The sequence below is a fragment of the Myceligenerans salitolerans genome (genome assembly GCF_017349295.1).
GTDB lineage: Bacteria > Actinomycetota > Actinomycetes > Actinomycetales > Cellulomonadaceae > Myceligenerans > Myceligenerans salitolerans.
The window spans coordinates 93,214-103,632 of sequence record NZ_JAFMPK010000049.1; the positions used below are offsets into that span (position 1 = coordinate 93,214).

Here is a 10,419-nt window from a genome sequence, read left to right on the forward strand (position 1 = left end):
CCAGCCCGGTCTCAGTGGTTCTCGAACTCGCTGAGCACCGCGGCGAGCGCCGCGGGGGTGCCGTCGACGAACACGGCCTCGACGAGGCGGCTCTGCGCCTCGCTCGATCGCGCGAACGGCAGCGACGGATGGGATCCGAGCCGGCTGACCATCTCCAGGGCACGCAGTGAGTCGCCCCCCTCGGCGAAGAAGTCCTTGTCCGTCGCGAGCGGCGCCACGCCCAGGACCTCGCCCATGGTCTCGCCGATCGCCGCCGACACGTTCTCCGGCCCGACCTGCTGATCCTTATCGATCTTCATCGTCCCTCCCATGCGAATCGACAGTTCTCCGACTGCGACGACGATCGCAAGCGCCGGGCTCGCCCGCTTCCTCCCGCGTGCGCTGGCACGTACGCCGCACGAGCGAACGCACCGCGTTCCCCGTCGCCAGCTCGAGTTCACGAACGGCCGGGAGCAGCGATCCCAGGCCGAACATCCCGTGCGACACGCCCGGGCCGTCGACCAGCTCGACGTCCACGCCTTGTTCCCGCAGCGTCGTGACGAGCAGCTGCCCCTCCGCGAGCAGCGGATCGTGCGACACCCGCACCACGATCGCCGGAGGCAGGCCGGCGAGGTCGGCGTACAGCGGAGAGGCCAGCGGGTCGCGCGGGTCGGCACCGGCCAGGTAGAGATCGCGGAACCACCGCATGTGCGCCGCCGTGAGCAAGGACGGCGGCCCGTCCACCCACGACGTCCCGAGATCGGCCACGGGATAGATGAGCAGCGCTCCCACCACGGGGTCCGGCACCTCCGGACCGTCGCCGGGCCGGGAGCGCCGCTCGGCGCGCCGCCCCCTGGCGCGGGCCCACCCCAGGACGGCGAGGGCCCCGCCGGCGCTGTCGCCCGCGGCGATCACGCCACGGGCGCCCCACTCGTCGCCGTGGCCGGCGGCCCAGGACAGAGCGGACGCCGCGTCCTCCACGGCCGCCGGGAACGGGTGCTCGGGCGCCAGGCGGTAGGCGACGGACAGCACCGGGAGGCCGGCGTCGGCGGCGAGGACGCGACACGTCGTGTCGTGGGTGTCCAGGCTTCCGACGACGAACCCGCCCCCGTGGAAGTAGACGATGGTGGGATCCCCGGGCGCCAGGTGTTGGGGCAGGTACAGCCGGGCGGCCGTTCCGTCGGCGATCGACCGCTCGGTCACCTCGCGCATGCGGGGGCCGGGCGGGTACCGCGCCGCCTCCACGAGTTCCCGTGCCTCGGCCGGGCGTCGTATGTCACCACCGAGGTCCGGGTAGGCACGCCGCATCCGTGCCAGTACGGCGGCGGTGAGCGGGTCCATCGCGGCTGGACCGGGCAAAGGGCGTGGACTGGACTCGGGCAGCACGACCGGGACGTTACGTGGATGCCACGCGCGGATCTTCTCCCCAGAGATCGCAACCTCGAAGTTTCCTGCACCGGTCACGGCCGACGACGCTGATGAGGCCGTCGCCACGAAGGAGCACATGTGAGCACCTCACGTATTCGCCCGCACAGCCGATGGACCCGCCAGCAGTGGAGCGAGGACCCCGAGCTCACCCTCGCCGGACCACTGCTCAGCCTGCATCGCACCTCGGACGTGAACGACATCGAGCCCGACCAGGTACGCGCCGCCCGTGCGGTGCTCGCGGCCCGGGCCGGCCTGGGAACGGCTCGGTTCACGCCGGAGGACGCCGGCGCCTGGCACGAGGTCCGTACGACGCAGCAGCGCGTCGTCGAGCGGTTCCTCGCGGGCCGGGCCGCCTACTACGGGCACGACCAGGTACTGCCGTTCCCCGAGGCACGCGCCATGGCCGAGGAGAACCGGGACACGTTCGTCGTCATCAAGTTCATGGACGAGGCGCCCCACCTCGAGGCGACCCTGGACAGCCTGCTGAACCAGGACTACGACCTCTCGCGCCTGGTGCTGATCACGGCGGACAACAACTCCACGGACGGCTCGACCCGGATCGTCGACGAGGTCGCTCGCCGGAACGACACCGCGGCCAGGATCGTCCGGCTCTCCCAGCCGGTGCCGGGCGCCGGCCACACCGCGCGTCTCGGTGTCGACCGGGCCATCGCCACCGTGCTCGAGATGTGCCGCACCGACGGCCGGTGGGAACGGCTCCAGACGGCGACCATCGCGGTCTCCGACGGCGACACCGTGTACCACCCCGGCGTCCTGGACGAGATCAGGGGCAAGCTGGACCGGCATCCGGACGTCGACGGCGTCATGCCGTTCCTCACCTACAAGCTCACCGCCGGCCTGCGGCTCCTGCAGGCGGGGCCCGGCCAGGTGACCCTGCCGCAGCTACGGGCGGCGAACCGGCGGCAGCCGGCCGGGACGGTCCCGCACTCACTGGCCGACGTCACCGCGCACGACGCCTTCCCGCGCCGAGGCCGGTACCTGCACGAGTCGGCCGCGGGTCTGACCGACCGTGACGGCGTCGTCCATGAGGCGCCGGTGGAGGACGACGAGACCGTCGGCCGCTTCGCGACGTTCCAGGACCCGGACGGAAAGCTCGCGTACCTGCTGCCGGACCGGACCCTCCTGCTCGCCGAGGCGCCGGTCTCCGGCACGGACGCGGCGCTCCTGGCCCTGGAGAACGGGATCGTCGGGCCCGATGAGGTGTGGAAGTGGCACACCGCCATCGGGCACGACATCTTCCTGCGCTGGGCGTTCCTGGGCATGGGCATGCCCGAGGAGATCGTCTTCCCCGACACCAGCGATGCGCTGAAGACGTTCCGGGTGTGGGCGTTCGCCATCGGCGGCCAGCACCAGCTGACTCGTCCCGGGCTGAAGATCGCGACCGGCAGCGACTACCAGAGCGGCCGGGTCCTGCAGGCGGCCGGCTGCACCGTCATGCTCGGCTCCGCGCACGCGCCCGCCGAGACGGAGATCGACCGGCTGATCAAGATGGTCCGCAACTTCGTCAACGAGCAGGCCGTCTTCTACGGCAACACGCGCAGCGAGATGCTCGAACGCGCCACCGGCCTCTACGTGCACATGACCCGGATCCAGCCCCAGCTGGAGGAGGAGCTGCGCCACTACGAGGACTGGGTGTTCCGGGACGTCGCACTGCCCGAACGGCTCATCTTCCCGCTGCGATGGATGTTCCAGAACGCGATCCGCTACTACTGTCAGGGCCCGGTCGAGGCGGAACTGGTGCGACGGCGGTTCCTGGCCCTCGTCCTCGCACCGGACGAGGTCGAGGCCGTCTGCCGCGACCTCATCGACCCGGCGCGCGACGCTCTCGCCGCCTCCCCGCTGCACGAGAAGCAACGCCGTGCGGAGGCCGTCGCGGAGGCCGTCATCGTCGCGTACTACCCGCGGGTCCTGACCTTCTACGGCGAGACGATCCGTTCGTTCCTGCGCGCCCACGAGGTCGAGCCGTCGGCCTACGAGTGGTTGCTGGCCGAGGTCCCGACACTCCGGAACGCGCTCCGCGAGGATCCGCCGCAGGTGGATCCCACCGCCGTGTGGTCCCGGACCGACTTCGACATCGACGATGCGCGCGGCCAGGTCACCTCGGTCAAGGGGGCGTGATGAGCCAGGACCGGACGCTACCTCGTGTCACGGTGTGCGGCCTCGGGTACGTGGGCCTGTCCGTGGCGGTCGCCGCCCACGACGCCGGCTACGCCGTCACCGCGTACGACGTCGACGAAGGCGTACTCGCGCGACTCAAACGGGGAAATCCCGGGATCTCCAACGTCAGCCCCGAGCAGCTCGTCGCGCTGACCGAGGATCCCGCGACCGTCATGACGAACGACCTGGACCAGTCGCCGATCGGTGACGTCGCGGTCGTCTGCGTGCCCACGCCGCTGACGCCCGGGGGCGCACCCGACACCTCGGCGATCGTCGACGCCGCGCGCGCCCTCGGAGCGAGGATCGGGCCGGGAACGCTGGTGACCCTCGAGTCGACCACGTGGCCCGGAACGACCGAGGAGCTGTTCGCGCCGTTGCTCGCACAGAGCTCCGGCATGGACGCAGGCACCGGGTTCAACGTCGCGTTCTCCCCCGAGCGGATCGACCCGGGCAACCACACCCACACCTTCACGACCACTCCGAAGGTCGTCGGCGGGCTCACGGCACGATGCACGGAACGGGCGGCCGCGTTCTACCGCTCACTGGGCGTCCCGGTGGTCGTCGCGGCGGGCACCCGCGAGGCCGAGATGTCGAAGCTGCTGGAGAACACCTACCGGTTCGTCAACATCAGTTTCGTCAACGAGTTCGCCGCCGTCTGCGACGCGATGGACATCGACGCCATGGACGCCATCCGGTGCGCCTCGTCCAAGCCGTTCGGGTTCACGCCGTTCACGCCGAGCGCCGGCGTCGGCGGGCACTGCATCCCCGTCGACCCGTTCTACCTCACCCACAAGGCCGACGAGGTCGGGGCGGCGACCTCCATGATCGCCGCCGCCGACGCCGTGAACCGGTCGGTCCCCGAGGCCATCGCGGAACAGGTGCTGGACCACCTCCGGTCGGCCGGGCTCCTTCCGGGGGCGAAGGTCCTGCTCTGCGGAGTCAGCTACAAACCCGATGTCGCCGATCTGCGCATGACGCCGGCGATCGGCGTGGTGCGCGCGTTGCGCGCGCGGGGCGTCGAGCCCAGCTTCATCGACCCGTTCGTGCCGGAGTTCGTCGTCGATGACGTCCCTGTCGCGCCGTGGTCCGGCGGAACCGCCGATGTCGCCGTCGTGCTGCAGAAGCACGAGGGAGCTCCGCCACCGGCAGAACTGGCGCACGCGGTCTACGACCCGACCGGTGCCCGGCGTCCGATCCGGACGCCGGGCCTGCGCCGGGTACCGTGACAGCGGCACCGGGACCGGCGTCCTCGCCGGGGTCCCGGTGCCGCGGAAGCGCCGGCCGGCGCCGTCAGGAGACGCGGCCCGCCGGGTGCCGGGGCCCGGCCTGCCACGGGTACTGGATGATCCCCATCTCGATCGCCCGCATCACGGCGCTCGTCCGGTTGCTCGCGCCCAGCTTGAGCAAGGTGCTGGAGACGAGACGCTTGACGCCGTGCCGCGTGATCCCCAGCCGCGTGGCGATCTGGTCGTTGCTCAATCCCGACGCCATCAGCTCCAGCGTATCGATCTCCCGGCTGGTCACCAGGGCTCTCGCCACGGGCTCGTCGACATGCGCCCGAGCCGCGAGCTCTCGTACGACCTCCCGCGGCGCCGGGAACCTCCCGGCGAGACAGTCACCGATCGCCGCATCGAGCTGACGCGCGGAAACCTCCTGTAACAGGAAGTAGCCGTCAGGAACCCGGTCGCACCGGAAGCATTCGCTCACATCGGGGGCGGACGGCAGTGCGACCAGCACCCGCCCCGCACCGTTCAATGGTATTGACTCAAGGTCGCGTACCGTCGTGACCACGATATCCACGCAGTCCGGCCGCAGGACGTCACGCTCGTCGACGGCGATGACCGTCGAGACGCTGGCAGCCTCGTTGAGCAGGGAGAACAGCCCTCGTCGCAGCACCAGACTCGAACAGAGAACTCCTACCGTGACCCGAGAGTGCATCGCAATCCGCTCCTCAGTCTTGACGACATATAGAACTATGCCCCCCTTTTCCAGCACATCACCGATTTTTGCAGATCCTTGACAAGGCTGCCAAGCGTCCATCACCACTTTGTGAAGACCGTTTCCTCCAGTTCGAGGCTTTCTGCGACGATCTTCCCAAGATGGTTTCTCGGCATTTCAGAAATCACCCGAAGGGCTGACGGCACCTCGTACGGCGCCAGTCCGTCGTCACGCAGCGCCCGCAGCACGTCGGCCGGCGTGACGCCGTCGAGCACCACGTAACCGACGAGCTCCTCGTCGCCGCTCGGTCCAGGACGAGACCGCGCCGTCGCGTCCACCACACCTGGACAGCGCTTCATGGCCTCCTCGACCAGAGCCAGTCCCACCCGGCGCCCCCCGATCTTGGCGAAGCGGCTCTTGCGCCCGGTGATCCGCAGCAGCCCGTCCTCGCCGACCGCGCCCAGGTCTCCCGTAGGGTAGAAGCCGTCGACCAGTCGAACGGCCCCTTCACCCAGGTAGCCGCGCATCAGCGAGGGCGTCCGGACCAGGAGCTCGCCGTCGGACGCCACACGGACCTCGACACCCGGCGCCACGGGGCCGACGACGTCCGGCGGCATCCCCGGCAGCCACGCGGGGGCGCAGGCGATCAGGCCGGCCTCCGTGCTCCCGTAGATCTGGCGCACCGCGACACCGGTCCGGGCCTGGACGCCCTCGGCGACCTCCGCGTCCAGCGGCGCCCCGGCACTCACCGCGAGCCGGAGCGCGCCCGCCCCGCCCTCGTGTCGCGGGCCGACGGTCAGGTAGCGATACAGCAGCGGCGTGCCGAACAGCACGGTCGCGTCCCGGAGGGCCGCGGCGGCCCCCGCCGGGGTGAACGTGGGCAGGGACGTCACGGTCGCGCCCACCAGCAGCGCCGACAGCATGCCCGCCATGCCGTAGGAGTGCGCCGCCGAGACCGGCAGGACGACGACGTCGTCGGCGGCCAGCTGGAAGCGGTCCACGTAGGAGAGGGCCGCCGCGACGGCCCCGGCATGCGTCTGCCGGGCCAGGCGCGGCTGCCCCGACGAGCCGGAGGTGAGCTGGAGCAGCTCCGCGCCTCCGGGGCCGCGGCCGCCGGGCCCGGCGGCCGGGACCACCGGCCCTCCGCCGCCGCGCGGATCCAGGTGCCGGGCTCCCGGCCACACCGCGGACGGGTCCGCGGCGACGACGACGCTCACGTCCAGGTCCGCGAGGACGGCCCGCGACCTCGTCAGTGCCGGGGACCCCGCCTCCACCGCGACGACGTCCACCCCGCACTCGAGCGCACCGACCAGGGAAGCCAACGACGGCACGGAACCGTCGACGACGACCGCCGCGAGCCCCTCCCGGTCGCCGCCGGCCCGCCGACTCCCGATGTCGCGGCCGATGCGCCGGGCCATGGCCGCGAACTGCGCCCTCGTCACGGGCGGAGCGTCCGCCGTGCGCACCGCGATCCTGTCGGGGGACTCACGCGCGAGGGCATCCAACCGTTCCAACAGCATGGCTTCTCTCCGATCCGCGAAGGTGCTGGTGCAACCTCGTCGAGGTTGCGGCGGGCGTCCGTTGGCATGCCCATCGAAACACCACAGCAGGCACATGCATTTACTCTGGCGTGCCCTGTTCGCGCGTTCGGCATCTTCCTGCCCATGGCGGTGTCAGGTTACCGCCCGCGTGAGGAGCGGATCCCTGACCCGTGACCGCCATCGCTCGACAGGGCCACGCACTGCTTGCCGCGGCGGCGTCCGGCCGCAATTCCGAAGATGTGATCCCACCCTGCGGTTCGAAGACTGGGAGCACCTTCACACCAGCAGGAGGCACGAGTGCGAATCAGAAACCTTATGGCCCCGGCAGTCGCGATAGTGCTCGCCGCGGTCGCCTCCGTCCCGTGGGTCACTGCCCCGAGCAGCGCGGAGCAGGCGGAGGCCGCCGAGAGCGTGAGCTTCGAGCGGTACGAACTGCCCGGCCCCGCGAGCAACCAGGAGATGCGTCCCGTCCAACCCGAACTGCAGTCCATCCAGCCGTGGATCTCCGCCGTCGGCGCGTCGATCGGTGCGATGGACCTGCGCGACCAGGGCCATTCGGGTGACGCCTGCAGCACTGACCCGCGTGACGACCAGGTGCGGATCTTCCCGGTGCCGGGAAGCACCGGTGAGCCGTTCACCCCCTTCACCTTGCATCCTCGTGGCCTCCGCTACGACGCGACGATGGCGCCCATCGGCTGTGTGCCGACCGACCTGAACCAGGACGGGTACCAGGACGTCCTGGTCTACTACTGGGGCCGGAGCCCGGTCCTGTTCATGAACACGGGCGACGCCGACACGCCCTCGGCGCGGATGTTCGAACCGGTCGAGCTCGTCGAGCCGATGCAGGTGTGGAACTCCACCGCGCTGAACGTCGCGGACGTGGACGGCGACGGGAACCTCGACCTGATGGTCGGGAACTACTTCCCCGACGGCGCCCGCGTCCTCGACCCGTCCGTGGACAACGATCCGCGCATGGAGATGCAGCACTCCATGGGCAAGGCCCGCAACGCCGGCGCCAACCGGCTCTTCCTCGGTTCGCCGACGACGTCACCGGGCGAGGTCCCGGAATTCACCGACGTCAGCGAGCGGATCCCCGAGGAGTCCGCGAACTCCTGGACGTTGGCCATCGGTTTCCAGGACCTCACCGCCGACGGGCTGGCCGACGCGTACGTCGCCAACGACTTCGGCCCCGACCAGCTTCTGGTCAACTCCTCCACGCCGGGCGACGTGCGCCTCGACGTGGTGCGGGGCACCCGGAACCTGTACGACCCGCGCTCCACGGTGCTGGGGCACGACTCGTTCAAGGGGATGGGGGTGGCCTACTCGTACGAGGCCGGCCAGGAGCTTCCCCGCATCTTCGTCAGCAACATCACCTCTCCGTGGGCCCTGCAGGAGTCGAACTTCGCGTTCTACCCCGACGGGACCCCCGAGGATCTCGCCGAGGGTCGCGTCCCCTACAAGGAGCAGTCGGCGGAGCTCGGCCTGGCTCACAGCGGGTGGTCCTGGGACGTCAAGGCCGTCGACCTGTTCAACGAGGGGCAGGACACCCTCATCCAGGCGACCGGCTTCATCAAGGGCGAACGCGACCTGTGGCCGCGACTCCAGGAGACGGCGATGGGCAACGACCTCATCCTGAGCCATCCGGAGGTGTGGTTGCGGATCGAGCCCGGTGACGACCTGTCCGGCCACGAGGAGGACCGGATGTGGCGCGAGACGGCCGGCGGGAAGTTCTCGGACGTCGGGGCCGCCGCCGGCTTCGAGACCGAGGTGTCTCGCGGGTTCGCGCCGGCGGACGTCGACGGCGACGGCAGGTACGACTTCTCGGTCGCCCGCCAGTGGGAGGACAGCCATGTCTACCTGAACCGCAGCGAGGCCGGCCCCTCGGCCACGTTGCGGGTGGTTCGTCCGACGGCGGACGGCGGCACCACACCACTGGTGGGTGCCACGGTGACACTCCGCGACGAGGACGGCTACTCACGCATCGCCCAGATCTACCCTGCCAACGGTCACTCGGGGGTCGGGGACACCAACGTCCACTTCGGCCTCCCGGCCGAGATCGCCGACGAGCCCCTGACCGCTGAAGTCACCTGGATCGACGACGACGGACTGCAGCGTCAGTCGTTCGAGGTCGGCCAGGGCTACCAGACCCTGGAGGTACGATGACGACCCTCGAGCAGCACGCCGACCTCACACGTTCCGCCGCCGAGGCGGGGCACCCGCCGGACACGGCCGCGCCGAAGCCGGCCAAGACCCCCGAGGAGAAGCGCCGGACAGCACTCCTGCGGTTCGCCATCTCCATCACCGTCCTCAACGTCGTGGGTCACCTCCTGCTCGGGTTCGAGCAGGCGCCGATGGTGCCGGTGATCGCCGTCCTGGTGGCGTACGGCACGTCGATCGCCCTGGAGGCGCTCGACGCCCGCATGCAGGACCGTCCGGCGGAGTTCGCGGGCGGAGGGCGGGAGATGTTCTACTTCCTGCTCCCGGCTCACATCGCGGCGCTGGCCTGCTCCATGCTGATCTACGCGGACAACACCGGGCCCTACGTCTTCGCCGTGGTCGTGGCGGTGGGCTCCAAGTACGTCTTCCGCGTGCGAAGCAGGGGACGGCTGCGGCACTTCCTCAACCCCTCCAACTTCGGGATCGCGGTCACCCTCCTGCTCATGTCCGAGGTGGGGTTCGTCCCCCCGTACATGTTCCTGAACAACACCGACCAGGCGATCGACGTCCTCATCCCGCTGATCGTCCTGACCGCCGGAACGATGCTCAACGTCGGCCTCACCGGCAAGATGCCGCTCATCCTCGCCTGGGTCGGGGGGTATGTGCTCCAGGCAGTCCTGAGGTGGCTGTTCTTCGACGACGTGCTGCTGTCCGCGCTGGGCATGATGACCGGCGTCGCCTTCGTCCTCTACACCAACTACATGATCACCGACCCGGGCACGACGCCCTGGAAGCCACGCAGCCAGGTGGCCTTCGGACTGGGCGTGGCCATGGTCTACGGGGTGCTGATCGTCGTCGAGGTGTCGTACGCGATCTTCTTCGCGCTCACCATCGTCTGCGCCGTCCGGGGCTGCTGGCTCCTCCTGGCGGACATCCGCGACAACCGCCTGCGCAACGCTCCGGCAGTGGAGGCGTGAGATGGCCACGACCGTGAATGCTCTCCAGCGCCTGCGGGCCGCCCTGCTGACACCGGACCTCCGGGAGGTCGACCCCGCCCGGCGCGGGTTCTACGGATGGGAGTCCGGCGACGGCATCGTCCGGCCGGTCGGTGAAGCGTTCCTCCGGGGGTACCGGATCGGGATGGAACGGCCCGGCGCGCTGGAGGTGATGCGCACGCTCCAGGAGGTTCCCGTCGGCATGC

Annotated in this window: 9 protein-coding genes; 5 read left to right on the forward strand and 4 right to left on the reverse strand. The window is 70.3% G+C overall.

The window, feature by feature from the left end; translation table 11 throughout:
- Nucleotides 1-11: 11 nt before the first annotated feature.
- Both J0911_RS19595 and J0911_RS19600 read right to left on the reverse strand, forming a co-directional pair.
- On the reverse strand, nucleotides 12-299 hold the full coding sequence (locus tag J0911_RS19595) for a phosphopantetheine-binding protein (protein WP_207277193.1): 288 nt from the start codon (nucleotides 297-299) through the stop codon (nucleotides 12-14).
- Entirely contained in the window at nucleotides 286-1,365 is a 1,080-nt protein-coding gene (locus tag J0911_RS19600; protein WP_207277194.1) for an alpha/beta hydrolase, read from the reverse strand. The genes J0911_RS19595 and J0911_RS19600 overlap by 14 nt, the downstream gene beginning before the upstream one ends.
- 120 nt (nucleotides 1,366-1,485) lie before the next feature.
- On the opposite strand from J0911_RS19600, the gene J0911_RS19605 reads away from it, so the two are divergent.
- Together J0911_RS19605 and J0911_RS19610 are read left to right on the forward strand one after the other, a co-directional pair.
- The gene (locus tag J0911_RS19605) at nucleotides 1,486-3,543 is read left to right on the forward strand and encodes a glycosyltransferase family A protein (protein WP_207277195.1); all 2,058 of its coding nucleotides are present in this window, start codon (nucleotides 1,486-1,488) and stop codon (nucleotides 3,541-3,543) included.
- On the forward strand, nucleotides 3,543-4,808 hold the full coding sequence (locus tag J0911_RS19610) for a nucleotide sugar dehydrogenase (RefSeq protein WP_207277196.1): 1,266 nt from the start codon (nucleotides 3,543-3,545) through the stop codon (nucleotides 4,806-4,808). The genes J0911_RS19605 and J0911_RS19610 overlap by 1 nt, the downstream gene beginning before the upstream one ends.
- Before the next feature lie 64 nt (nucleotides 4,809-4,872).
- Here the strand turns inward: J0911_RS19610 and J0911_RS19615 are convergent, their stop codons facing one another.
- Nucleotides 4,873-5,520 (reverse strand): helix-turn-helix transcriptional regulator, encoded by a 648-nt coding sequence (locus J0911_RS19615; protein WP_207277197.1) that lies wholly within the window; start codon nucleotides 5,518-5,520, stop codon nucleotides 4,873-4,875.
- 101 nt (nucleotides 5,521-5,621) lie between these two features.
- Nucleotides 5,622-6,962, reverse strand: coding sequence for a class I adenylate-forming enzyme family protein (locus J0911_RS19620; protein ID WP_207277198.1), 1,341 nt, complete (start codon nucleotides 6,960-6,962; stop codon nucleotides 5,622-5,624).
- A gap of 396 nt (nucleotides 6,963-7,358) precedes the next feature.
- Between J0911_RS19620 and J0911_RS19625 the strand changes: the two genes are divergently transcribed.
- The 3 genes from J0911_RS19625 to J0911_RS19635 all read left to right on the forward strand — a co-directional run.
- A complete protein-coding gene (locus J0911_RS19625; protein WP_207277199.1) occupies nucleotides 7,359-9,224 on the forward strand; it encodes an FG-GAP repeat domain-containing protein in 1,866 nt (621 codons plus the stop codon).
- On the forward strand, nucleotides 9,221-10,195 hold the full coding sequence (locus tag J0911_RS19630; RefSeq protein WP_207277200.1) for an enediyne biosynthesis protein UnbU: 975 nt from the start codon (nucleotides 9,221-9,223) through the stop codon (nucleotides 10,193-10,195). Before J0911_RS19625 ends, J0911_RS19630 begins: the two co-directional genes overlap by 4 nt.
- Nucleotide 10,196: 1 nt before the next feature.
- On the forward strand, nucleotides 10,197-10,419 hold a 223-nt coding region (locus J0911_RS19635), incomplete at its 3' end, for a DUF1702 family protein (protein WP_207277201.1).

Coding starts and splice junctions, on each gene's coding strand:
- J0911_RS19610 (WP_207277196.1), top strand. CDS start 3,543: ATGAGCCAGGACCGGACGCTACCTCGTGTCACGGTGTGCGGCCTCGGG.
- J0911_RS19595 (WP_207277193.1), bottom strand. CDS start 299: ATGAAGATCGATAAGGATCAGCAGGTCGGGCCGGAGAACGTGTCGGCG.
- J0911_RS19615 (WP_207277197.1), bottom strand. CDS start 5,520: ATGCACTCTCGGGTCACGGTAGGAGTTCTCTGTTCGAGTCTGGTGCTG.
- J0911_RS19630 (WP_207277200.1), top strand. CDS start 9,221: ATGACGACCCTCGAGCAGCACGCCGACCTCACACGTTCCGCCGCCGAG.